The organism is Sinorhizobium sp. 7-81 (assembly GCF_030124405.1).
Classification (GTDB): domain Bacteria; phylum Pseudomonadota; class Alphaproteobacteria; order Rhizobiales; family Rhizobiaceae; genus Sinorhizobium; species Sinorhizobium psoraleae.
Genome location: NZ_JASKLT010000018.1, coordinates 43,798 through 68,270 on the forward strand (window position 1 = coordinate 43,798; position 24,473 = coordinate 68,270).

General features: G+C 61.7%; 24 protein-coding genes. 11 read left to right on the plus strand and 13 right to left on the minus strand.

The window, feature by feature from the left end; all coding sequences use genetic code 11:
* Positions 1–91: 91 nt before the first annotated feature.
* Complete coding sequence (locus QN224_RS29760) at positions 92–1,081, minus strand: GTP-binding protein (protein ID WP_283979607.1); 990 nt, start codon at positions 1,079–1,081, stop codon at positions 92–94.
* Between the two features lie 144 nt (positions 1,082–1,225).
* Here QN224_RS29760 and aztA point away from each other — a divergent pair, with 144 nt between their 5' ends.
* The 11 genes from aztA to QN224_RS29815 all read left to right on the plus strand — a co-directional run bounded on the left by aztA (position 1,226) and on the right by QN224_RS29815 (position 12,861).
* Positions 1,226–2,011, plus strand: a complete 786-nt coding sequence (gene aztA / locus QN224_RS29765) for a zinc ABC transporter ATP-binding protein AztA (RefSeq protein WP_283979608.1) — start codon at positions 1,226–1,228, stop codon at positions 2,009–2,011.
* On the plus strand, positions 2,004–2,870 hold the full coding sequence (gene aztB, locus QN224_RS29770; RefSeq protein ID WP_173513704.1) for a zinc ABC transporter permease AztB: 867 nt from the start codon (positions 2,004–2,006) through the stop codon (positions 2,868–2,870). Before aztA ends, aztB begins: the two co-directional genes overlap by 8 nt.
* Positions 2,871–2,890: 20 nt before the next feature.
* Positions 2,891–3,862, plus strand: a complete 972-nt coding sequence (aztC, locus tag QN224_RS29775) for a zinc ABC transporter substrate-binding protein AztC (protein ID WP_283979609.1) — start codon at positions 2,891–2,893, stop codon at positions 3,860–3,862.
* Positions 3,863–3,980: 118 nt separating this feature from the next.
* On the plus strand, positions 3,981–5,081 hold the full coding sequence (locus QN224_RS29780; RefSeq protein WP_283979626.1) for a GTP-binding protein: 1,101 nt from the start codon (positions 3,981–3,983) through the stop codon (positions 5,079–5,081).
* Positions 5,078–5,383 (plus strand): hypothetical protein, encoded by a 306-nt coding sequence (locus QN224_RS29785; RefSeq protein WP_283979610.1) that lies wholly within the window; start codon positions 5,078–5,080, stop codon positions 5,381–5,383. The genes QN224_RS29780 and QN224_RS29785 overlap by 4 nt, the downstream gene beginning before the upstream one ends.
* Before the next feature lie 282 nt (positions 5,384–5,665).
* On the plus strand, positions 5,666–6,502 hold the full coding sequence (locus tag QN224_RS29790; protein ID WP_173513700.1) for a MurR/RpiR family transcriptional regulator: 837 nt from the start codon (positions 5,666–5,668) through the stop codon (positions 6,500–6,502).
* Between the two features lie 27 nt (positions 6,503–6,529).
* The gene (locus tag QN224_RS29795; RefSeq protein WP_283979611.1) at positions 6,530–7,651 is read left to right on the plus strand and encodes an extracellular solute-binding protein; all 1,122 of its coding nucleotides are present in this window, start codon (positions 6,530–6,532) and stop codon (positions 7,649–7,651) included.
* A 79-nt stretch (positions 7,652–7,730) separates the two neighbouring features.
* On the plus strand, positions 7,731–9,455 hold the full coding sequence (locus QN224_RS29800) for an iron ABC transporter permease (protein WP_336621135.1): 1,725 nt from the start codon (positions 7,731–7,733) through the stop codon (positions 9,453–9,455).
* The gene (locus QN224_RS29805; protein ID WP_283979613.1) at positions 9,452–10,552 is read left to right on the plus strand and encodes an ABC transporter ATP-binding protein; all 1,101 of its coding nucleotides are present in this window, start codon (positions 9,452–9,454) and stop codon (positions 10,550–10,552) included. Before QN224_RS29800 ends, QN224_RS29805 begins: the two co-directional genes overlap by 4 nt.
* Positions 10,549–11,154, plus strand: a complete 606-nt coding sequence (locus QN224_RS29810) for a histidine phosphatase family protein (protein ID WP_173513697.1) — start codon at positions 10,549–10,551, stop codon at positions 11,152–11,154. Before QN224_RS29805 ends, QN224_RS29810 begins: the two co-directional genes overlap by 4 nt.
* 30 nt (positions 11,155–11,184) lie before the next feature.
* A complete protein-coding gene (locus QN224_RS29815; protein WP_283979614.1) occupies positions 11,185–12,861 on the plus strand; it encodes a Na/Pi cotransporter family protein in 1,677 nt (558 codons plus the stop codon).
* An 86-nt stretch (positions 12,862–12,947) separates the two neighbouring features.
* Here the strand turns inward: QN224_RS29815 and QN224_RS29820 are convergent, their stop codons facing one another.
* From QN224_RS29820 to QN224_RS29880, 12 genes are all read right to left on the minus strand, one after another.
* On the minus strand, positions 12,948–13,187 hold the full coding sequence (locus tag QN224_RS29820; RefSeq protein WP_283979615.1) for a DUF2274 domain-containing protein: 240 nt from the start codon (positions 13,185–13,187) through the stop codon (positions 12,948–12,950).
* Entirely contained in the window at positions 13,184–14,371 is a 1,188-nt protein-coding gene (locus QN224_RS29825; protein ID WP_283979627.1) for a TrbI/VirB10 family protein, read from the minus strand. Before QN224_RS29825 ends, QN224_RS29820 begins: the two co-directional genes overlap by 4 nt.
* Before the next feature lie 5 nt (positions 14,372–14,376).
* Entirely contained in the window at positions 14,377–15,336 is a 960-nt protein-coding gene (gene trbG / locus QN224_RS29830) for a P-type conjugative transfer protein TrbG (protein ID WP_283979616.1), read from the minus strand.
* Positions 15,333–16,022: a conjugal transfer protein TrbF gene (trbF, locus tag QN224_RS29835; protein ID WP_283979617.1), complete on the minus strand. Its 690-nt coding sequence runs from the start codon at positions 16,020–16,022 to the stop codon at positions 15,333–15,335. Before trbF ends, trbG begins: the two co-directional genes overlap by 4 nt.
* Complete coding sequence (gene trbL / locus QN224_RS29840; protein WP_283979618.1) at positions 16,019–17,374, minus strand: P-type conjugative transfer protein TrbL; 1,356 nt, start codon at positions 17,372–17,374, stop codon at positions 16,019–16,021. The genes trbF and trbL overlap by 4 nt, the downstream gene beginning before the upstream one ends.
* A 3-nt stretch (positions 17,375–17,377) precedes the next feature.
* Positions 17,378–17,644 carry a putative entry exclusion protein TrbK-alt gene (trbK-alt, locus tag QN224_RS29845; RefSeq protein ID WP_283979619.1) on the minus strand — a complete coding sequence of 89 codons (267 nt, stop codon included), beginning with the start codon at positions 17,642–17,644 and terminating at the stop codon, positions 17,378–17,380.
* 10 nt (positions 17,645–17,654) lie between these two features.
* On the minus strand, positions 17,655–18,416 hold the full coding sequence (gene trbJ, locus QN224_RS29850; protein WP_283979620.1) for a P-type conjugative transfer protein TrbJ: 762 nt from the start codon (positions 18,414–18,416) through the stop codon (positions 17,655–17,657).
* Entirely contained in the window at positions 18,413–20,866 is a 2,454-nt protein-coding gene (trbE, locus tag QN224_RS29855) for a conjugal transfer protein TrbE (RefSeq protein ID WP_283979621.1), read from the minus strand. The genes trbJ and trbE overlap by 4 nt, the downstream gene beginning before the upstream one ends.
* A 13-nt stretch (positions 20,867–20,879) precedes the next feature.
* Positions 20,880–21,161 (minus strand): VirB3 family type IV secretion system protein, encoded by a 282-nt coding sequence (locus tag QN224_RS29860; protein WP_283979622.1) that lies wholly within the window; start codon positions 21,159–21,161, stop codon positions 20,880–20,882.
* Positions 21,161–21,493 (minus strand): TrbC/VirB2 family protein, encoded by a 333-nt coding sequence (locus tag QN224_RS29865; RefSeq protein WP_283979623.1) that lies wholly within the window; start codon positions 21,491–21,493, stop codon positions 21,161–21,163. The genes QN224_RS29860 and QN224_RS29865 overlap by 1 nt, the downstream gene beginning before the upstream one ends.
* Positions 21,490–22,473: a P-type conjugative transfer ATPase TrbB gene (trbB, locus tag QN224_RS29870; RefSeq protein WP_173513685.1), complete on the minus strand. Its 984-nt coding sequence runs from the start codon at positions 22,471–22,473 to the stop codon at positions 21,490–21,492. Before trbB ends, QN224_RS29865 begins: the two co-directional genes overlap by 4 nt.
* Before the next feature lie 1,268 nt (positions 22,474–23,741).
* Positions 23,742–23,909, minus strand: coding sequence for a hypothetical protein (locus QN224_RS29880; RefSeq protein WP_173513684.1), 168 nt, complete (start codon positions 23,907–23,909; stop codon positions 23,742–23,744).
* Between the last annotated feature and the right edge of the window lie 564 nt (positions 23,910–24,473).

Genomic DNA, 24,473 nt, shown 5'->3' on the forward strand with positions numbered 1-24,473 from the left:
TCGAAGCGCCGGCCACCGCCGGTCGTTGCCGTGAGGCGAGTGGGGGTCGTCTGTGGCATATTCCAGCACTATTCGTCCGGGAAGCTCCGCGCTATACGGTCGCTGTCGGGAGTGCGCGGCATTTCACGAACCCGTCCGAGATGATGTCCTTCGGCAGGTTGCGGCCAATGAAGACAAGCCGCGACACGCGCTCCTCCCCGTCCTTCCACCGGCGCTGGTGGTCGCCTTCCATCAACATGTGGACGCCCTGGACGACATAGCGGTCGTCGTCGCCGGCAAAGGCGATGATGCCCTTCATCCGCAGCATATCCAGGCCAAATGCCTGGGCGGTCGTTTGGAGCCAGCGGAAGAATTTTTCTGGATCGATCGGCTGGCGTTCGATCAGTGAAAAACTCGTGACATGATCGTCATGCTCATGGTCGTGCTCTTCTTCGAGAAAGTCAGGCTCGACTTCGAGAATGCGGTCGAGATCGAAGGCCTTGCGATCGAGCAAGCCGGCGATATCGAGATCGCAGCGCTGTGTCTGGATAATGCTGGCCGTCGGATTGATGCGGCGAATGCGATCCTCGACAGCTTTCAGTCCGGCGACCGATACAAGGTCGGTCTTATTGAGGATGATCGTGTCGGCGAACGCCAGTTGCTCCTGCGCTTCATGCGCGTGATCGAGTTCGCCGAGAAGATGTTTGGCATCGACGACGGTGATGATGGAGTCGAGCCGTGTCTTGGAGCGGACGTCCTCGTCGACGAAGAAAGTCTGCGCGACGGGGGCGGGATCCGCGAGCCCGGTGGTTTCTATGAGGATTCCATCGAAGCGGTCGCGGCGCCGCATCAGCCCCTCGATGATGCGGATCAGGTCGCCGCGCACCGTGCAGCAAATGCAGCCGTTGTTCATCTCGAACACTTCCTCGTCAGCATCGACGATGAGGTCGTTGTCGATACCGACTTCGCCGAACTCGTTGACGATGACAGCGAACTTCTTCCCATGCGGCTCTGAAAGGATCCGGTTGAGAAGGGTGGTCTTTCCTGCGCCGAGATAGCCGGTGAGCACAGTGACTGGCGTGGGGGCAATCTGGTCTAACATGGGCGAAACCTCATTGTTGCGATGCATGCCGAGCGCGTCGGCGGCACCCGGGCCAGCATCGAAGTTGATATGTTATTACGTAACTTTTTGTTTGACGAATGTAATAACGTAACATATGCAGGGGTTGTCAACCCCGGACCTGCCATGACCAATCATTGCCTTCGTTTTGAAAACTTGACCCTTGGCTATGCCGGCCACCCCGCCATTCACCACCTGAGTGGTAGTATCGAGCGCGGCGCGCTGACCGCGATCGTTGGCGCCAATGGATCTGGCAAGTCGACCCTGATGAAGGGAATCGCCGGCATCCTGAAACCCATCAATGGGGCTTGCTTCGCGCACTATCGGCGGCTCGCCTATCTGCCGCAGCAGTCGGAGCTCGACCGCAGCTTTCCCGCACGCGTGATCGATCTCGTCTCGCTTGGCTTCTGGCAACGACGCGGGTTGCTTGGGCGTCGGACGAAAGCAGACAGGGCGGACTTGGCGGGCTGTCTTTCTGCGGTGGGTCTCACCGGTTTCGAGGATCGCCCGTTGGACAGCCTTTCGGGCGGCCAGATGCAGAGAGCGTTGTTTGCCCGCGCCATGCTGCAGGACGCCGATCTCATCCTCTTGGACGAGCCTTTCAATGCTGTGGATGCCCGCACGATCGCCGACCTCGTCCAACTGGTGCGGCGGTGGGCCGCGGAAGGCAGGACGGTGCTTTGCGTGCTGCACGACCACGCTCTCGTTCGGCAGCATTTTCCGCAAACGCTTCTGCTTGCGCGAAAGGCGGTCGCCTGGGGGCGAACGGACGCTGTGCTGACGCCGGAGAATCTCCTGCGGGCTCGGAATTTTCAGGAAGCCTGGGACGAGACAGCAGAGTGGTGTGAGGACAGTCCGGCGGGATCGACCGCCAGCAAGGGCGCTGTCGAGAAGGCATCGGCGAATGTATGACTATCTGATCGCGCCGTTTCTTCAATATGGCTTCATGCAGCGCGCCCTGTTCGGCTCGCTGATCCTGGCCGTAAGCTGTGCGCCCGTCGGCGTCTTTCTGATGCTGAGACGCATGAGTCTCACCGGCGACGCAATGTCCCATGCGATCCTGCCGGGAGCGGCGCTCGGCTTCGTATTCTTCGGTCTCGATATCGTTCCGATGACGCTCGGTGGCCTCCTCGTCGGCCTCGTTGTCGCTCTTGGGGCAGGCGCGGTGTCGCGCCTGACGATCCAGAAGGAAGATGCCTCCTTGGCGGCATTCTATCTGATCTCGCTGGCGCTCGGCGTGCTACTCGTGTCCTGGCGTGGCTCCAGCGTGGATCTGATGCATGTGTTGTTCGGCTCCGTGCTGGCACTCAACGATGCTGCCCTGACCCTGATCGGCTTGATCGCTGCCATCACGTTGCTGGCGCTTGCAATCTTCTGGCGTGCCCTGGTGGCCGAGTGCCTTGATCCGCTCTTTCTGCGTTCAGTGAGCCGCGTCGGTGCGCCGGTCCATTTTCTTTTCTTGACGCTTGCGGTGCTGAACCTTGTCGCCGGTTTCCAGGCGCTCGGCACGCTGCTCTCGGTGGGCCTGATGATGGTGCCTGCTGCGGCGTCTCGCTTCTGGTCCAACCAGGTCGGTCCGATGTGCCTGGTGGCTATTGCGATTGCCGCCGTCTCGGCCCTGGGTGGCCTGCTGCTTTCCTATCACGCGTCACTGCCGTCGGGGCCTGCCATCATCCTGACTGCCGGCGGCATCTATTTCCTTTCCACTTTGGCTGGCCGGCGAGGTGTTCTGCGCAACGCCTTCGCGCAGCGCCGCCACCGAGTAGCCTGATCAACAAAAAGGAGATCTCCATGTTCAGAACTTTGCGCATTGCGACCTGTGCGAGCCTCGTCACGTTGTGCGGTGGCTTTATTGCGACCGCCTCCGCAGCCGACATAAAGGTCGTTGCCAGCTTCTCCATCCTTGGCGACTTCGCCAAGAATGTGGGCGGCGATCGCATCGAGGTCACGACCCTCGTTGGTCCTGACGGGGACGCTCATGTCTATGAACCACGTCCCGCTGATGCAGCCGCGCTCGAACAGGCGAATGTCGTTCTGGTCAATGGCCTCGCCTTCGAGGGCTTCATGTCGCGGCTCATCGAAACGAGTGGCACCAAGGCGGCGGTTGTCGAGGTCAGCAAGGGCATCGAGCCGCTGAAGGCGAGTGAGGGGGAACACCATGAGGGTGAGGGCCATGAAGATGCCGGGAAACAGGAAAACGATGGTCATGAAGATGAGGGGCATGATCATGGCGAATTCGATCCACATGCGTGGCAATCAATCCACAATGCCGAGATCTATGTGAAGAACATTGCGGACGCCCTCTGCAAAGCCGACAAGGCGGGATGCGCAAGCTACGCGGCCAATTCCGAGGCCTACCTCAAGAAGCTCGCCGAACTGGAGGCGGAGGTGAAGGCCTCGCTAGAGGCAATTCCGGCCGATAAGCGCACGGTCATCACCTCGCACGACGCGTTTGGCTATTTCGAACATGAATACGGGCTGAAGTTTATCGCGCCCGAAGGCATCTCGACCGAGGCGGAGGCCTCCGCGTCTGACGTCGCCAAACTCATCGACCAGGTCAAGGAGGACAAGGCGTCGGCGATCTTCCTGGAGAACATTACGAACCCGCGTCTTGTCGAACAGATCGTAACCGAGACGGGCATCAAGCTTGGCGGGACGCTCTATTCGGATGCACTCTCCGCAACGGACGGCCCGGCTTCGACCTACATCGACATGTTCCGTCACAACCTCGACACCATCAACGCTGCCATCCTGGGTAGCTAAACGCATTGGGACTCGTCCGGCAGTCACGGGCGAGCCCCTTCGTACGTCAAAATTGAGCGTTCCGATCACACATGCAGGGGGCTGGAGGGTGAGCATGCAGCCGTCCAGGCATTGGCGAATGTCGGGCGAAGCACCGCTGGAGTTTGAGTTGATCGTGCGTTATGAACCCGTCCCGGTGACACTGCTGACTGGATTTCTGGGATCCGGCAAAACCACATTGCTCAATGATCTGCTCGCCGATCCCCGCATGGGGAACATGGCCGTCATTGTCAACGAATTTGGAACGGTGCCCGTCGATCATGATCTCGTTCACGCCGGGTCGGAGCGCTATTTCCAGACGACGACCGGATGCATCTGCTGCACGGCGAGCGGCGATATTCGTGCGTCCTTGTTCGAGCTGCACGAGGCGCGCAGCCGTGGCGAAATACCGGCCGTGTCGCGTGTCGTTATTGAGACGACGGGCCTTGCTGACCCTGTTCCGATCATCAACAGTCTCGTTGCCGGTGGCGCCCCTGCCATGGGCCTGCGCGATCATGTTGTGGCGCGGCATTACTATCTTTCCGGCGTGATCACGGCCTTCGATGTGTTTGCCGGCCGCGCAACGCTCGACAGTTTCATGGAGGGGTGGAAGCAACTTGCTTTCGCGGATCACATCATTCTCACCAAGACGGACATCGTAGAAGAGCGTTTGTCCTGGACCGAGGAACTTTGCCAACTGAACCCCGCGGCGATGTTTCATGACCGGCACGCCGCTGGCTTTGATCTTGCGTCGCTCTTCAGCGAGCGGCCTTATTCCATCCAGGGCAAAGCCGACGACGTCCCAGGCTGGCTTGCGATGGAGGCATTGGCGAAGCACGCAGATCATGCTCACGATTCAAACCGGCATGGCGATGAGGTGGAGGCCTTCAGCCTTGTCCACGACGAGCCTCTCGATCCACCGTCCGTCGAGACCTTTCTCCATCTGGTCACGAGCAACATCTCCTCGGGTCTGCTCAGGCTGAAGGGCATCTTCGCGCTCGCCGACGACCTGGACAGGCCGCTCGTCGCCCATGCGGTTCATCGGCGGCTATATCCGCCCCACCGTCTTGACCGCTGGCCGAGTGGTGACCGGACCACTCGCGTCGTGCTCATTGGTCAAGACATGCCGGCGAAACCGATCCGTGACCTATTTGAGGTTCTAACGCCCCGATCCTCTCGCAAGACGAGGAGGCAGGCATGACGGGGCCGTTCATAAATCCTCTCGCGCGACAGGCGCCGGGCGTCGTCAACAGTGCGCGCACCATCAAGCAATGGACGCGGACGATTCTTGGGCTCGATGACGCGACAATCGTTTCAGTGAATGAACTCGTGTGCTCGTTGCCTGATTGCCCGCCGAAGGAAACTGTCATTCTCGTTATGCGACCGGAAATGCAGACGCTCCAGGCATCCATTCACAAGCCAATGCGCGCCATAACGTTCGAGGATGTCTCGTTTGCGTGGGTTGCGAAGTCGGAAGATTCCTTCCGAGCTGAAACGCCGTGATACTGCTGCACAAGGCAGGCACCATCACACCGCTTGCCTTTCTTTTGCGGCCCCTTGCAAAGATTCTGAGACGCGAAACGAGAAGTGGTGTCTGCATCACGGTGGCCGCACGTAAAGGTAGAATCCAGCGTGCAATAGCCTGGTTCGGCTCGATTTCCGGGTCGATGCGTGAGTATTCGGGCAATGCTTTGCAGAGTCTTGCAAGGTTTCTTGCGGCGCCCGTGTTGACGACATGGAAATTTGCAGAAACGATGTGGCCTGCAAACGAGCTTGCAGGATGTCATGACAATACTCGATCGGATAAAAGCTCACTCCAGGCGACTGACGGATGCGGATCAGAAGCTGATCGCGACCATCCTGGAAAACCGCGCCGAAGCCGCTTTCCTCTCGGGCCCGCAACTCTCGCAACGCGCCGCCGTCCACGAAGCCACTGCGACACGGCTCGCTCAGAAGTTGGGCTACAAGGGCTTCCCAGACCTACGTGCGCAATTGCAACGCGAAGTTCTGGATGATCAAGACGCCGCCAACCGCATGCGCCGGTCGGTGTCGAAGGTCGAACATGGCGACTATCTGACTGATCTGATTGCGGCTGAAATTGCCGCACTCGAGACGCTGGCTAGATCCGTCGCTCAGACAGACGTCGATATTGCTGCGGACATGGTTTTCGCTGCACGACGCATATTCATCTTCGGTCAAGGGCACGCCCAATCGGTGGCCGGTTTCTTGCACCGTCGTCTCGACCGGTTCGGCATGACCATCATTGCATTGACGGGGCGCGGACGAGACATCGCAGAGCGCATGGTTAGCATGGACGCCGGGGACTTGGTGATCGCTCTTGCGTTCCGCAAGCAGCCACAAAGCTACGGACCACTCATGCGGCATGCTGCGCGTGTCGGCGCTCAAACAATTCTCATTTCCGACCTTGCTGGCCCGCTGATGGAGCCTGCCGCAAATCTCATGCTGTCGGCGCCACGAGGCCGCTCGGGGAGTGAGTTCCAGACGCCGACAATTCCGTTCGCAATCGTCAACGGCATCGTCCTGACGATCGCCGGCCGCCATCAGCGGGAGATCATCGGCAGGTTGGAGAAACTGTCGGAGTTGTTCAACGACTTCGATTGATTGGGGAAATGTTGGGAGGAGGAAGACATGTTCAAAAGACTAACCAAAGCCGCGCTTGCTGCGTGCGTTATTTTGCCGTCGATAGCGGCGGCTGGAGATCTCGACGAGATGACGCCGGAGCAGTTGTTGCCGCTCGCACAGAAGGAGGGGAGCGTTACTATCTTCTCACTGTCGAGCCGTATCGCCAAAATCGAGAAGGCATTCGAAGAGACCTATCCCGGCGTGGACCTGATAGGGCTTGATATGAGCTCGACGAAGCAGATCGCACGCCTGGAGGCGGAACAGCAGGCTGGGATCCACGCCGTCGACGTGCTCTATATTGCCGACACACCGGTGGTCTTCACAAAACTGCTGCAGGCAAAAAGGGTCAGCAATTATGTGCCGCCCCGTGTGACTGGCGAGATCGATGATCGCTACAAGGTCCCGCTGCTTGCGCAACGGCTGTCGACCAAGGTTCTGATGTACAACGAGGCGGCCTTTCCGAATGGTTCGCCAATCAACAATCTGTGGCAACTCACCGATCCGGAATGGCGCGGCCGAGTGCTTATGGTTGACCCGAGCCAACGGGGTGAACTCCTTGATCTCTTGACCGAAATCGCACTCCACTCCGACGAAATGTCAAAGGCTTACCAGGCACACTTCGGAAAGGAGATAGAGGTGGATCCGGACGTTCAAGGTGCGGGCGAACAGTTTATCAAGGATCTCTTCGCGAACGACCTCATCCTCGTGCCGAACAGCGACGTCCTCAACAAGTCGATCGGTGACATCAATGCTAAGGAGCCGCCCGTCGGCTTCGGCACCTATTCGGACCGTCGCGACAACAAAAAGGAGGGGTGGGCTCTCCAGGTTGCGAATAAAGTCGAGCCCGCCAACGGCATTCTCTTTCCTGCGATTCTGACAATTGCGGACAAGGCGCCCCATCCTGCCGCCGCGCGGCTGCTGATCGACTTCATGTTTGGCGATGACACGCCGAGCGGTGGGCCCGGCTTCGAGCCCTTCAACGTCCCTGGCGACTACGCGACACGCGAGACGATCGCCGGCCACCCGGACTCGGTTAAGCTCGAAGACTTGCAGGCCTGGACAATTGATCCGCAAAAGACGGCCGCCGCTCGAGGCCGGATCGCGGATCTCATCATCACCCTTCAATGAGGGCAGGCTGTTGTCGGCGCGGATCTTGGCCCGCGCCGATACGCCTCGGAGGCATTCAATGACATCGACATCTATCGTCATGCCATCGGGCAGCCGACTGCTCCGATCGGCCTTTCTCATGCCGGCAATATTGATGGCGATCATTGCCATCCTCGTCGTCGCGCCGCTGCTTCGCATCCTGCTTTCCACACTGACACCTGAAGGCCTCGCAGCCTGGGAGACCGTTCTTTTCAGCCCGCTATCAACCAATCTCTGGTGGCGACCGCTGCTCAATACGATGGCGCTGGGTTTCGGTGTCTCTATCGGCTGCCTTCTGCTTGGAGGCTTCCTCGCCTGGCTCGTGATCCTCACCGACGTCCCTGGCCGCAAGGCGTTGGGGTTGATGGCTACCTTGCCTTACATGATCCCGAGTTTTGCCGCGGCGCTTGCCTGGGGCACTGTGTTCAGGAACGCCCGCCTCGGGGGCTCCGCTGGCTTTTTCGAAACTAGCGGACTTGCCATCCCTGATTGGCTCGCCTGGGGGCTCGTGCCGACAGCCATCGTGCTGATCGCGCACTATTATTCTCTCGCCTACACGATCATCGCTGCGGCACTGAGCTCCGTTGGGGCCGATCTCGTTGAAGCCGGCCAAATGGCCGGTGCGAGACGTCCGCGTATCTTTTTCGGCATCATTCTGCCCGTCGTGACACCCGCGTTGATCGCGGCTGGGTCGCTGACCTTCGCCGGCGCCGTCGCCAACTTCGCGGCGCCAGCCCTGCTTGGTCTGCCGGTGCGAATGCAAACGCTTTCGACCCGTCTTTTCGGCATGATCGAAACAGGTCAAAATGAACGCGGCTTTGTCATCGCGCTTTTGCTCATCGCCGTTTCGGCGGCGTTCCTTTGGTTGTCCGATCGGATCGTTTCAGGGCGCAAGGCGTTCATCACGGTGACCGGCAAGGGTGGACGCACGAAACGTTTCCCCCTCGGCGTCTGGCGCTGGCCGCTCTTTGGCTTGGCGCTGGTGGTTGGTCTGCTCACCACCGTCGCCCCGATTCTGATCCTTGCGGCGTCAAGCCTAGCCCCCCAAAGCGGCGCACTGTTTTCGAACTGGACGTTGCATTTCTGGATCGGCGAAGGCGGCGGCGCGATCGCCCAAGGTCAAGCCGGGATATTCCGCAACCCCATCCTGCTTGATGCGCTCTGGAACACCATCCAGCTTGGCCTTGTCGTGGCGTTCACGACCATGCTTCTGGGATTGGCACTCGCCTATACGATTGTTCATCGCCGCGGCAGCCTGCTCGCGTCCGTGCTGAGCCAGCTCGCTTTCATGCCGCTCCTCATTCCGAGCATTGCCTTTGCGGCCGCCTACATCGCGCTATTCGGTGCGCCGATTGGGCCGATGCCCTCTCTCTATGGCACCTTCGCACTGCTGGTGGTCGCTGCTTCCGCACATAATCTTCCCTTTGCGGTTCAATCGGGACGCTCGGTACTTGGCCAGATTTCGGCTGACCTGGAGGAAAGTGCGCGGCTGACCGGGGCAGGGCTCATACGGCGACTGTTCGCCATCATCTTCCCGCTGGCGATCCGCGGGCTGTTTGCCGGAGCGATCCTCGTCTTCGTCAAGATGGTGCGCGATCTGTCGCTGGTGGTGCTGCTCTTCACCGCGACCTCTCCGGTGTTGAGCATGGTTGCCTACCGCTATGCGGCCGAAGGATTCATGCAGTTTGCCAATGCCATCACCCTCATCATTCTCGTGGTCTGCCTCGCGGCCTCGCTCATCGCGCACAGCCTGCAGAACCGCGTTCAGAAATGGAAAGAGTCATGAACGCCATTGTTTCCAGCGCCGCGGACGCCATCCAAATCCGCAATCTCGCAAAACGGTTCGGCGCTTTCACAGCGGTCAAGGACATCAACATCTCTGTGCCTGCTGGTTCCTTTCTGGTGCTTGTCGGCCCGTCCGGCTGCGGCAAGTCCACATTGTTGCGCATGCTTGCAGGTCTCGAGGCCCCAACCGAAGGCGAAATTGCCTTCGTCGGCGAGACGGTTTCCAGTGGCGCAGGGGGTGTCATCTCCGATGCCGGTAGACGCAATGCCGGCCTCGTGTTTCAGAGCTATGCCCTCTGGCCGCACATGACGGTGGCTGCCAATATTGCTTGGCCGCTGAAAGTCGCAAAGTGGTCGAGGGAGCGGCGGGACCAAAGGGTCAGGGAAGTTCTGGCGCTACTCGGCATCGACGCTTTGGCGAAGCGATATCCAGCGGAAATCTCGGGCGGCCAGCAACAGCGTGTGGCGATTGCTCGCACGATCGCGCCGCAGCCGAGCATTCTTCTGTTTGATGAACCCCTTTCCAACCTCGATGCCAAGCTCCGCATCGAGATGCGGAGCGAACTGATGCGCATCCATCGCGCCACCGGCGCCACCTCCGTCTACGTGACCCATGACCAGGTGGAAGCGATGACAATGGCAACTCACGTCGCCGTGCTGAACAATGGTCGCGTCGAGCAGTTTGGAAAGCCGATAGATCTCCTTCGGCGACCAGCCACGACCTTTGTCGCCACCTTTCTCGGCACCCCGCCGGCAAACCTGCTTCCGGCAGTTCGCTCCGGTGACTTCCTGATGTTCGGCGATGTGGATCTTGCTTTCTCAGCCGCGGCACGCGGTCACGAGAGCGTGCAATTGCTTTACCGCGCGGAAGACCTTTGCGTAGGCGCCGTCGCGGGCAGGCCCTCCGTCGAGGCCCGCTTTGCCGAGGCTGCCCCGATCGCGGGGCGGACGATGGTGACGGCGATGATTGGAGACCTCCGCGTCACAGGAATGACCGATGGGTATTTCAGCGCGACGCCGGGTGAGGCCATCACCATGTCATTCATTCGAGGTCCCGACGCAATATTTGCCGTCTCTGGAGAAAGGATCGATCAATGAGGCTCATTCTCATGCGCCACGGAGAAACCGAATGGAACGCTGAGCAGCGCCTCCAGGGCCAGGACAACTCCGTGCTTTCGGAGCGCGGCGTCGCGCAAGTCCGCCGTTTCCGTCCTTACGCCAAGGCGTTGAAACCCGTCCGTGTGATTGCTTCGGATCTCGGTCGGACGCGACAGACAGTTGCCCTTATTGGCCATCCGGAGGCACCCACTGACGTCCGACTGCGCGAGCTTGACATGGGCGATTGGACAGGCAGGCGCAAGCCCGAACTCATCGCCGAGCGGCCGGAGGAGTATGCTGCGTGGCGTGCCGGAACATTCACACCTGCACGTGCCGAAAGCTGGTCGGCGTTTCGCCAAAGAGTGGCGGATAGCATTCGCGAGTGGATTGCGAACACCGAGGGTGATCTTCTCGCGGTCGTGCATGGCGGCGTCATCCGCGCCGTTTGCCATGAATTCTTGGACCTTCCGCCTTCGCGGGTGGTCCCGGTGACCCCAGGGACTGCGACCATTCTCAACTTTGCCGCACCTGACCGTGTGACGGCGCAGCTCGAAGCCTACAACATTGGATCTGTCGCTCCCGACGTGTCCGTTGCCGACTGACTATGCCTGAGGAAGGGGACCGCACGCGAAATGACGTCCGGAACATCTGTCATAATAGAGCTTCTTGGCGGCGTGGCGCTGCTGTTGTGGGGCGTGCGCATGATCCGCACAGGCGTCATGCGGGGATGGGGCGAGCGTTTGCAGAGATTTGTCGAGCAGCGTTTGTCGAACAGACTGGCAGCATTCGGCGGCGGCGTCGTTGCCACGGCCATGCTTGGGAGTGCCACAGCCATGGCGCTCATTATCGCGGGACTCGCCGGGTCGGGGGCGATCGGCGGCACTACTGGTTTGGCGGTTCTGCTCGGCGCTGATGTCGGTTCGGCCCTCGTGTCTGGGCTCTTCGTCTCAGGCTCATCGCTTTCAATGAAACTCGCGCCCTTCTGCCTTTTTGCAGGATACGTCACCTTCGGTCTTTCGAGTGAATTCAGGCTTCGCAGCGCAGGGCGGATCGTGCTCGGGCTTGGCATGATGCTGCTTGCCTTGACGATGATCGTGGCAGCGACGGCGCCGCTTCGGGGCGCGACACTGTTCCATGAAGTCTTGGGTGCGATTGCCGGGGAACCGATCCTCGGGTTCTTGGTAGGAGCAGTCCTCGCTTGGCTCTGCCATTCGACGCTAGCCGTCATTCTTTTGGTCTCTTCACTCCTCATCAACGGCAGTCTGGAGGTGGCCGGGGCGATTCCCTTAATTCTAGGCATCAATTTCGGTGGTGGGCTACCGGCCGTCGCTGCGACGTGCGAACAACCAATGCCGGCGCGCAGGCTTCCAGTAGCCAATCTCTTCTGCCGCGGCTTTCTGGCGCTTGCGGGCCTGCTGCTTGGTCGCACGATAGTCGAAATTGCGGACACATTGTCGATCGAGCCGTTACACATCGCCGTCGGTTTGCATGCGGTATTCAATGTTACCGTCGCAACAGTCTTCCTGCCGTTTTCCCCTGCGGTTATGCGCCTCTGCGAAAAACTTATGCCCGATGCAGCCGCAGCGGACGATCCGTTCGCTGCTCCGCGTTATCTTGACCGGCTGTCGCTCGAGACGCCGACGATCGCGCTGTCCAATGCCGTAACCGAAACGGTCCGCATGAGCGAAATCCTGGAACGGATGTTCCGCCTCTCGTTGATGGCTCTGAAATCCAGGCGTCTGGAAGACCTGAAAGACGTGGCTGCGATTGACGTCAGGCTTGGTAACTATCTGGCGTCTGTCCACGTCTATCTCGGTCAGCTTCCCGCAGACAGACTAACGAGCAGTGACAGCCGACGGGCGTTCGAGGTACTGCATTACGCGAGCAACCTCGAACATGCCGGCGACGTTATCAAGCTCAGTCTCGCCAATCGGATCCGCGCCACAATCAAGCAGGATACCCGGTTCTCGTCGAGCCAGACTGCGGCGCTCGAGGCGCTCTGTGAAGTCATCTCCCTGTCGCTGCGGCTCGTTCCGGCTGCGCTGACTTCACGGGATGTCACGGCTGCGGCGCGCCTTGCCGCACAAAAAGACCGATTTCGTGAGCTTGAGGACAGCATTGTGAATGAGCACCTCGGCCGCGATCAGGTCGACTCAGGAGCCGATGGCAGGGGGAACGCGCTCTTTATAGACCTCGTCAGGGATCTTCACCGCATCAACTCTCATATAGCGGCTGCCGGCTATCCGCTGATCCAAGCCGCTGGCCTGTTGAACGCAAGCCGTATTCGCCACGTTACCGAAGCAAGATAAGGGCTTTGTCGGAAGATGTCGTCTTTCCCTCGGAACCTGCGGCCTCGGCAAGTCAAGGAGCAGTATGCGAACGGTGGCAAAAAAGGCTAGTGCTGCGCGTTCGGTGAAGACAAAGACTTTCTCGCTTTTGCAAATCCACGATCCGAAGCAATGAAGCGCTCGAGCATCGGAACGATCAGCTTCATCGGGTCGCTGACTGGGCGGCCGGTTTGGCGGCCGAGCTGTTCCGCATAGCCGACTAGACTGCGATGCAGCGCCGCGGGCAGCTCCAGACTGACCTTCACGGGCTTGTCGTCTGCGATCGGGCCGAGTTTCAGTCTGGTCATGGGGGTCCTCCATATGGCTCGAGTGTGAGGTCGCGGGTGACGATTACGCGAACCGGAAAGCCCGGCCGGATTGTGAGCGTCGGCTGCGCATCGAGTTGGCGGCGAACGATCTCCTGGCCCGCATCATTGACGGTGTCCTGGGCACTATCGCTGAGTGCCCGCCTGAGCCGATCGTTATCGTCGGCGGCGAGTTCCGCACCGATCCCGAGCAACGTCGAAAGGGCGGCCGCCTTAACGAGATCCCGCCAATGATAATCGACCCGATCCTCGAGGCCGGCATAGCCCTCCGTGTCCGTCCCCGGCTGTCGCTCGAGAACAATGGAGCGTCCGTTGGGCATAATCAGCCTGTTCCAGACGAGAAGGACTCGACGTTGGCCAAACCCCAAGCCGCTGTCATATTGACCGACGAGGCGTGTTCCCTGCGGCACGAGCAGGAATCTGCCGGTCGGGCTGTCATAGACGTTCTCGGTCACTTGAGCGGTGATCTGACCGGGCAGATCGGAACGAATGCCGGTAATGAGCGCTGCGGCTATGACCGAGCCCGCCTGCAGCACGTATGGCGATGCCGGCGCCGAGATCCGATCCGGCGAAACGGTACGCCTGGCCGGCGGTATATTCAGGAAGGCGAGCTGCCGTTCCTGTGTCGCGGCTGAGCCGGGCTCGCCGTCGGCTCCAAGCGCGGTGAAGCCCGGCATGAATGACGCGTCATCCGGCGCGGTCGAGTTCGGCGCAGTCTCCATCTCAAAAAAGATCCGGCTCGTGCGCGCCGCTTCCGCTTCCGCGAGACGGCGTTCTTCTGCCGGATCGACGGCGGATGTCTCGATGGTCGGTGGCACGACCGGCTGACCGCGGCTTTGCGCGTCGAGGATGGGCCTGCCGAGATCCCCCGGCAGCGGGGGACCGAGGATGGGGCCGGTATAATCTTTGGGCAGACCTGCAAGACCGTCGGCGGTCGGCCGATTATCGGTCGAATAGAGTTCCTCACTATTGACGCCTGCGTCCGGTGTGCGCAGCGCGTAGATCAGCGCACCGCCGACGCCGAGTCCCATGGCGAGGCCCAGCCCAGCTAAGACCTTGCGCGAGATCCGCGTCACCCGTGGGGGTTCGGGGCGCAGCCGCATGGGGGAGACGAACGGGGCCCCGGAGTTCGCCAACTCCTGTTCCGCTTGATTTCCAGCTTCCATGTCGCTCATGACGACCGCCTCCCATCGGCGCGCAAGATTCGCACGGTCTGCTGGTTGTTGCCGCCGCCGAGGCGCAACTCGGCGGCGCCGAAGAGCCGGTCGACGATCAGGATGTTCCCATAGACGCGGGTGTTGACGATCTGAGGTTCGCCGTCGGCGCCGATGACGAAGAGTGGCGGCATCTCGCCCTGGACGATCCCTCGCGCGAACTCGACATAGACCCGCCTGCCATCGTCATAGACGGCTACTGGACGCCAGGGCGGGTCATCGCCGCTGAGGCCATAGCGATAGTTGCGCGCGGAGAGGGTAGGAATGACGGGCGTGAGGGGCGCGTTGCGCCGCTTTATCGCGGGCGGTTGCGGATAGGCCCAGGCAACGGCGGGCATGTACTGCTTTTCGACCGCGCGCAGTTCGATCATGTAGGTTCGGCGATCGGTCGTAATGAAGAGATTGGTGGAGATGTCGGAGCGTGTCGGTTTGACGAGGACATGGACACGGCGTGTGCTGCCGCTGCCGCTTTCGGTGTCGCCAATGATCCAGCGCGCGGTATCGCCGGCGGCGAGCGCTCCGGCGCCCGTCAGGTCCTCGCCGGGTTCGAGCGCGATATCGGTGATCTGGCCGGCAGCGGCGTAGACCTGGTAGAGAGCGCCCGGGCTGTAGGGATAAACCTGGACGGCGTTGTAGTAGCCCTCACGACGAGGCTCGACGCGAGCAGCGGCATTGGCGTTAGCAACGCGTGCGATCGGTTTCGACGCCGCCATGCCGCCGCGGCCCGGCGTCCACGGTGGCGGCACGTGAAGTGGCCGCGGTCGCTCATCGGTATCGGCTGCGGGAGGCGGTGCAAGGGGTGGGACATTGGAATCGTAACCGATCCGTGGCGGCCTCGGCGCCGTGGCGCAGGCTGCAAGGGCCGAGGCAGCAACCAGGGCGGCCGTAAGCATGGCCGTACGGAAAGCCGCTTTCATTGGCCCATCTCCTTCGACCAGTTGATGGCGTTGACATATATGCCAAGCGGATTGGCACGGAGCTTCTCGGCATCGCGTGGGGGCTGCACGGTGACCGTCAGGATCGCCGTCCATCGCTCTGTGCCAGCAAGCGATCCGTCCTGATAACGCCGCTCCGTCCAGGCAACCCGGAAGCTGTCGGGCGAGGCCCTGATCACGCTTGAGACATCGACGGCGACCTGAATGCGGCCGACCTTGGTGAAAGGGTCATCGGTGCGAGCATGGTCGTTGAGCGCCGCGGCACCACGGTCCGTTGTGAACTCATAGGCGCGCAGCCAGTTCTGTCGGACGATGATCGCGTCGGCCGGGATGCTTCTGACCTGCTCGATGAAGCGGGCGAGATGCCAGGCGATCTGTGGATCGGTCGGACGGTAGTCCGCGTCGGCGGGTGCGATGGCCTGCGCCTGGCCGAGCTCGTCGACCTGAACCACCCAGGGAACGATGGTGCCGCACGCCGATTGCCACATGAGCGCTGCCGCAAATCCAGCGGTGAGGATCAGCGAGCCGAAGGCCATCAGGCGCCAGTTTTTCGCTTGCACCCGGGCCGAGCCGATGCGCTCGTCCCAGATTTGGGCTGCTCGCTGATAGGGCGTCTCGGGCGGGGGTGTCTTGCCGTAATGGGTGGACGGTCGTCGAAAAAGATTCATGAGCAGTCACTTTCGGAAAGATTGACGGAGGAGCCGCCGCCATGAGCGTCTCCGGAACGGATGGCGTGGGCGGTGGTCTGGAGACCATGTGAGACTTGCTGCGATCGCTTCATGCGCCTGGCCCAATCAGGAGGGGCATTGCTGATCGTCGGTGCAGTTGTGGCGGAACTGTCTTGGGCGGTTTCTGCGGAACGGCGGAGCGTCCCTACCGTCGAAGTGCCGCCGGTCTCTTCGACTTCAGACTTGGTGCCGGCGGGATGGCTCGATTTGAGGCTGTTCACCGCGCGGGTTGCAGCGCGCCTGAGGGGCGAGACCGCGGAGCTGGTACCGGCTGTCGCCGTGCCACCGGGGCCAGACGCCGTTGACGCAATTCCGCTTTCGCCGGCCGCGCCGAGGCGATAGGCCGTGGCCGCGCCGCCGCGGGCGGCTGCTGCGGCACCGCCGAGAAGGGAGGCCCCACCTGATATGGCGGCTCCGACGGTCGCCGCGCCGAGTGCAACGACCCCGCCAGCGGCAATGCTTGTACCGACGGCGCTGCCGGCGCCGAGCTGCGGTCCGCCCGAGACGATGCCATTCGCGATGCCTGGACCGAAAATGCCGAGACCGAGCAGCGAGAGGGCGGCGAGCACGATCGCCATGGCCTGATCAATCGTCGGGGCCTGACCGCCAAAGCCTTGCGTGAACTGGGAAAATAGCGTCGAACCGATGCCGATGATGATGGCGAGGACGAGTACCTTGATGCCGCTCGAGACGACGTTGCCGAGCACGCGTTCGGCCATGAAGGCGGATTTGCCGAAGAGACCGAAGGGGATGAGCACGAAGCCCGCGAGTGTCGTCAGCTTGAACTCGATCAGGGTGACGAAGAGTTGGACGGCGAGAATGAAGAAGGCGAGCAGCACCAGCACCCAGGCGAACAGCATGCACGCGATCTGAATGAAGTTTTCGAAGAAACTCCAGTAACCCATAAGATCAGAAATGGATTCGAGCAGCGGCCTACCTGCATCAAGACCGGTCTGGGCGACTCTTCCGGGCCGCACCAGGTCGGTGGTCGTGAAGCCCGTGCCGGATGCCTTGAGACCGAGGCCGGCAAAGCTTTCGAAGACGATGCGGGCGAGCTTGTTCCAGTTGGAGATGAGATAGGCGAAGACGCCGACGAAGAGGGTCTTCTTCACAAGCCTGGCGAGGACGTCATCATCGGCGCCCCAGCTCCAGAAGAGCGCGGCAAGCGTCACGTCGACCACGATCAGCGTGGTCGCGATGAACGTTACTTCTGCGCCAAGCAGGCCGAAGCCGGAATCGATATAGCGTGTGAATACCTCGAGGAACTGGTCGATGACGCCGGTGCTGCCCATGAGCTATCGGGCCTCGCTCGCGGACGACAGAAAGCGCTTACGGTTCTCCGCCCAGGTCTTGAGGCAAGCCGGGTCGCCCGTCGCCGCCGCGCCAAGCCCGAGGCAGCGCTTGAGTTCCGCGCGAAAGGGGTCCGGCGCTGCACTGTCTCGCACGACACGCGCAGCAGGCTCCGCCTCATCCCCATTCCGGCCAAGCGTCATCGCCGTCGCGGTGATTGCCACCGCCACAAGCCCCGCGGCGGCGGTTCGGGCAAACCATTTGCAAGCCATGACACGCCTCTCAGTTGTGAAACATCCGGGCGTTGCCCGGCTGATAGGCCGCTCCGGGTGCAAGGAAGCGACGACGCTGTTCGCGTCCCTGTTCGGCCGCGGCCGCGCGCTCGGCCTCGCTCAGCGCTTGCGCGCGGCCGTTTGCAACGACGACGGCGGTGAGATCGATGAGCTGCTGGGCTTGAAGGGCGAGGATCTGGTTGCCTGCCTGGGTCGCCTGGAGCGCGCCGACCGCGGCCTGGCTCCGGCCGACGAGCGCCGACATCTGCGTGCGATTCGTGTCGATGTTTTCGATGACGGTCGCCTGGATACGCATGGCGTCCTGCAGGCCGCCGACCGTGTTCCTCCAGCGCGAGCGCGCTCCGGCCACGAGCTGCTGGTCCGTCGCGGTGAGGGAGACCTTGCCATAGGTGGTCTGGAATGCTCGGTCGACCTCCTGGAGGTCGAAGGCGATGTTCTGGGCTCGGGAAAGGAGCGCTTGCGTGCGGCGAACCGACTGCTGCAACTGCTGGAGTGAGGAATATGGCAAACTCGCGAGATTGCGGGTTTGGTTGATCAGCATCTGCGCCTCGTTCTGAAGCGAGGTGATCTGATTGTTGATCTGGTCGAGCGCTCGGGCGGCCGAGAGCAGGTTCTGAGCGTAGTTTTTCGGATCGAAGACGATGAGTGCCTGTGCCGGCGTCACGAGCAGTGGGGAACTCACTGCCGGCGCGGCAATGAGCGCCGCGGCAAGTCGACGCACGCGCGCGCGAGGGCGGGAGCGAACGGTCATTGCTGTACCTCCGTGGCTTGTGGGATGAAGTTCGCGAGGTGGGGAATGAGATCAGCGGCCCAGGCGACGCGGCGGTGGCGCAGCCAAGCGTCGAGAAAACCGTGTCGGCCGTACTTGGCGAGAATGCTCTCAATTGCGGTCTGGTCTGTCTTTCCCGACGCCGCGCACAATGCCAGCGCGACCTCGGAGAGACCGAGTTCGAAGAGGCGATTGCCGCGTCGCGACTGGCAGTAGTAGTCGCGTTTTGGCGTGGCCCGCGCGAGGATCTCGATCTGGCGATCGTTGAGCCCGAAGCGACGATAGATGGCCGCGATCTGCGGCTCGATCGCGCGTTCGTTGGGAAGAAGGAGCCGCGTCTGGCAGCTTTCGATGATTGCCGGTGCGATTGGCGAACCGTCGATGTCCGAGAGCGACTGGGTGGCGAACACGACGGACGCGTTTTTCTTGCGTAGCGTCTTCAACCATTCGCGAAGCTGGCCGGCGAAGCCTTCGTCGTCGAGCGCGACCCAGCCTTCATCGATGATAATGAGGGTAGCGCTGCCGTCGAGGCGGTCCTCGATGCGATGGAAGAGATATTGGAGCACGGCGGCTGCCGCGCCGGTGCCGATGAGGCCTTCGGTTTCGAGGGCCTGAACGGAAGCCCCACCCAGATGTTCGCATTCCGCGTCAAGGAGCCGGCCGTAGCGACCTCCGACGCAATAGGGCCGAAGTGCCTGCTTTAGATCGTTCGATTGGAGGAGAACGGTGAGGCCGGTAATGGTTCGCTCGAGGACTGGGGCGGAGGCAAGCGAGGTGAGCGCCGTCCAGATGTGGTCTTTCTCCTCGGGCGATATGGCAACACCTTCCCGGATGAGAATGGCGACGAGCCAGTCGGCCGCCCAGGCGCGCTCGGCGATGTCGTTGATGCGGGCGAGCGGCTGAAGTGACACGGAAGTCTCGGCGCCTTCGGTGAGGTCGCCTCCGAGATCGTGCCAGTCGCCGCCCATGGCGAGTGCCGCGGCGCGGATGGAGCCGCCGAAGTCGAAGGCGAAAACCTGAGAGCGTTCATAACGGCGGAACTGCAGCGCCATCAGCGCGAGCAGCACCGACTTGCCGGCGCCGGTGGGCCCAACCACGAGGGTATGACCGACATCGCCGACATGGATGGTAAACCGGAACGGGGTCGAGCCTTCGGCCTTCCCGAGGAGCAAGGGAGGTGCTTGCAAGTGCTCGTCCCGTTCCGGCCCTGCCCATACGGCGGAGAGCGGTACCATGTGGGCGAGGTTCAAGGTGGAGATCGGCGGCTGCCGGACATTGGCATAGGCGTGACCCGGCAGGCTGCCGAGCCAGGCGTCGACCGCATTGATGGTTTCCGCCATGGCCGTGAAATCCCGGCCCTGAATCACCTTCTCGACGTGGCGCAGTTTTTCGTCGGCGGCGCGTGGATCGGCGTCCCAGACCGTGACGGTCGCCGTGACGTAAGCCTGTCCGGCATAGTCGGCGCCCAGCTCCTGCAGGGCGAGATCGGCATCAGCAGCCTTGTTCGCAGCGTCGCTATCTACAAGGGCCGAAGCTTCGTTGGTGATCACCTCCTTGAGGATGGCGGCGATCGACTTGCGCTTGGCAAACCACTGCCGGCGAATCTTTGTGAGCAGCGTCGCGGCGTCGGTCTTGTCGAGCATGATCGCTCGCGTCGACCAGCGATAGGGAAAGGCAAGACGGTTGAGATCGTCGAGAATGCTAGGCGTCGTTGCGGTCGGGAAGCCGACGATCGTGAGCACCCGCAGATGCGCGTTTCCGAGGCGCGGCTCAAGACCGCCCGTGAGCCGCTGATCAGCGAGGAGCGCATCAAGATAAATCGGGGTTTCGGGGACGCGCACGCGGTGACGATTGGTCGAGACGGTCGAGTGGAGATAGGTGAGCGTCTCGGCGTCATCGAGCCAGGCGCATTCGGGCATGAACCCTTCGATCAGCTGCAGGACGCGGTTGGTTCGGTCAGTGAAGGCCTGCAGGATCTCGCGCGGATTGACGCCCGCTTCGGGCTTGCCCTCGTAAAGCCAGTTCTCGGCACAGGCCTTCCCCTCAGCCGGAGGCAGGTAAAGGAAGGTCAGGAAGTAGCTCGATTCGAAATGCGCGCCGGCCTCCTCGAAGGCCGCTTTGCGTTCGGCATCGACGAGAGCCGAGGCCGCATCGGGAAAATGGCTGGCCGGATAGGTGGCCGAGGGATGCCGTTGCCCTTCCACGAAGATGGCCCAGCCCGAACCAAGCCGGCGGAACGCATTGTTGAGACGGCCGGCGACGGCAACGAGCTCGGCCGGCACGGCCGAATCGAGGTCTGGACCGCGGAAACGCACGGTGCGCTGGAACGAGCCATCCTTGTTGAGGACGACGCCTTCGCCGACCAGGGCTGCCCAGGGCAGAAAGTCGGCGAGGCGGGTGCTTTTGCTGCGGTATTCGGCGAGGTTCATCACGGCGATTGCTCCCTCAGAGCGACAGATGGCCGGGGATGCGCAGATGTCGGCGCACGACCTCGACGAACTGCGGGTCCCGCTTCGCCGCCCAGGCGGCGGACAGATGGCCGGCAAGCCAGAGGCCGAGGCCGACTAGCCAGAGCCGCAAACCCAGGCCGAGTGCCGCGGCGAGCGTTCCGTTGAGGATGGCGATGGCGCGGGGTGCGCCACCGAGCAGGATTGGTTCGGTCAGCGATCGGTGTACCGGGACCGAGAAACCCGGCACGTCAGCGGCAGGAGAGGGGGAGTCTGTCATCAGACGAGCGCCCCGCCGCCGAAGGAGAAGAAGGAGAGGAAGAAGGAGCTTGCGGCAAAGGCGATCGAGAGGCCGAAGACGACCTGGATGAGGCGCCGGAAGCCGCCCGAGGTGTCGCCGAAGGCTAGCGTGAGGCCGGTCGCAATGATGATGATCACCGCGATGATCTTGGCAACCGGACCTTCGACGGACTTCAGGATCTGCTGGAGCGGCTGCTCCCAGGGCATGGAGGAGCCGGATGCATGCGCTGCCGGTGCAAGCGCCAAAGCCAGAACGGTGAGGGAAACGGCTGAGAAAAACTGCCAGCAAAGTTGATGAAAACGCTGCATCATGCAGAGGCTCCTGGTTCGGTAGGGGTGACGGGATTGATCAAATAGTCGCCTGAAGGGCCGAGCCCCTCGACGCGAGTGAGCTCGGCGAGGCGGCGTGAGGATCCACGGCCGGAGAGCACCGCGACGAGATCGATTGTTTCGGCGATCAGCGCCTTAGGCACTGTGACGACGGCCTCCTGGATCAGTTGCTCGAGGCGGCGCAGCGCTCCGATCGCGCTGCCGGCGTGGATGGTGCCGATGCCGCCGGGGTGGCCGGTACCCCAGGCTTTCAGCAGGTCGAGGGCTTCGGCGCCGCGCACTTCGCCGATCGGGATCCGGTCGGGACGCAGACGAAGTGACGAGCGAACGAGATCGGAGAGGGATGCGACGGCATCCTTGGTGCGCATCGCGACGAGGTTCGGCACGGCACATTGTAGTTCGCGTGTGTCCTCGATGATGACGACGCGGTCGGAGGTTTTCGCGACTTCGGCGAGAAGAGCGTTGGTGAGTGTGGTCTTGCCGGTGGACGTACCGCCGGCGACGAGAATGTTCGCACGGGACGCTACGGCCTCGCGCAGCGCCGCGGCCTGGCCGGCCGACATGACGCCTGCGGCGACATAGTCCTCGAGCGTGAAGATGGCAACCGCCGGCTTGCGGATTGCGAAGGCCGGCGCGGCGACGACCGGCGGCAACAGTCCCTCGAACCGCTCACCCGTTCCGGGGAGTTCCGCGGAGAGGCGGGGTGCGCCGGCATGAACCTCGGCGCCAACGTGGTGAGCGACGAGCCGAATGATGCGCTCGCCATCGGCGGGCGAGAGGCGCTCGCCGCTATCGGCGAGGCCAGTTGACAGCAGGTCGATCCAGAGCCGCCCGTCGGGGTTGAGCATGATCTCGACGACGGACGGGTCCTCGAGAAATCCCGTGATGGAAGGGCCGAGAGCTGTGCGCAACATGCGCACGCCCCGCGTCACTGCCTCTGATTTCGGATGAGATGTCGCCACGTCGTCCCCGTTCGCTCGCGGGCTACATGATGTACGGCCCTCGATCGGGGATGATTAAAAGAGCCATAAGCCCAACTGCCGCAACAGGCACGATGGCGTAGTAGCGCCTTGGCGTAGAAAGACAGGCAATCGGTAGAGCGTTGATAGGCGGTGGGCAGGGCAGTGGGGGTCGGCAAACGCCTCGCCGCAGGCAGGACGACCGAACTGACAATTGAGTCGCTTAAGTCCGCAGGCCTGCCGGATGCCGTTCGGCGACGTCGCACGGCGAAAGCCCGAGGAGAGGAGTCGATCGAAGGTGACGGATGATGAGAGGCTGTAACGAGGCAGCAGAGATTCAAATCCTCGACGATGAGCCCCTCAATGCGTGCAAGGTTGCCCGTGCGATTGGATGGCATACTTGGCCAGCTGAGTGTGGCTCAGCGGGTACGGAGTAGCAGGCGCTCCTGCTTCAAGACGGCTTCTCGCAGAAGACGCGATTCTGGCGTATGCTGACAATCATCGGCAGCAAATAGCAAGGGCGCTGCTGGCTGCCGGTGGGACTTTGGTCCTACGTCCACAAGCCCTTAGAGAGACCAAAGGTCCGATGCGCCGCATTGCCCGACCCGCTATATTTACCGAATATGGCTCCTGCCACCTCATGGCCGCAACAGTCATGGGCAAGTCCCAGAGCGATACCCCGCGCAAGACCTCTAACTGCTCGCTCTGGGACCTCACCAATCCCGCCAGGAGCTCCTGCAAGAAAAGCAATGATGAAGGGCCCGCTGAAGTCCAGCGGGCTCGATCGAAGTCGGGAACTTCGCTGGGGAGCCTCATCTAAAAGCCCCCTACTTCTTGGCGAGATAGTCCATCACTTTCTCACGGCTCGGCCCGGCTTCGCGGATCGCTTGAAGGCGCTGCTACCAGTTACTCCGACTAGAACCTTTATGACTTTGTCCTGAAGCGCTGCCCCAAGACGTCCAGCAAAAAGCTTGTCCGCGCCCCGCTGCTGGCTCTGACAGACCCTGATTTCATGGACCGGAACATTCTCAGCACCGTCTATGCCCTGGCGATCAAGCAGCGCCTCGATGAAGTGCAAATCGATGACATTAACTTTTGCACGATGACGAAGACATGAACGAGCTGGCGCCTTTGATGTCTGCCAACGCGCCGCCGCAACAACCGTCTGATCAGGATATATCGGCATGAGGCTCAGGCGCACGACTGGGAACCGGCGGACACGAATTCGGCCTTGGTCCTGATCTCATCAGAGATCTGCATGGCGGCAACGGTTATTCTGAGCCTACTTCAGGATTATCGTCAGATTCGAGCGATGTTGAAATCGGCTTTTCGGCTAAGATCTTGATGTCCTCGGCGAGGGCGGCGAGTTGTGCAGCAATTTCCAAGAGATCCGAAACAGGTTTCGTCTTGCCGGTGCTTGTCGCCTCGCGTTCGTCCATGTCCAATCCCTAAGTACGGTGGTCGGTCTGCCGTGGTTGTGAGTGACAGAGGTCGAACAGGTCACCATGTCGCGTGAAGAAACTAGCATCACATCTCCTTGCAACTATAGACCTTGGTCCGAGTCCGGAGAGCCAAAAGTCCTACACCATTGCGGGAGCGCATGGCTCTTATATTGGTGATCGCCGACGGAATGACGGGTATCCCTCAATTCAACACGGGTCCACCAAGTGCTTCACAATGGCTTCGCGTGAGCTGCTTTGGAGGGGAATCGTCGACCGCCCCGAGGCCAGCAGCTGACGAAGATGCAGCTCAGGTTGCATGTTTCAATATGTGGCAGAGGGAAACACTCGACCGCGTGACTAGGACCTCTGGCTTTAGCGAGTCGGGCCAGGGCCCAGACCGGCGGCGAACTACGAGCGCCGGAGGGTAAGGGGTGGCCTAGCGCTTAAGAACCGACTTGCTCGCTCATCAAAGCTGCTCGAAACGTGCGTGGACAGGCTGCCGGAGTTACTAAAGGACCGTCGCGAGCCCTCATGCTCCTCGGCCTGTTCCTATCGAGGGGG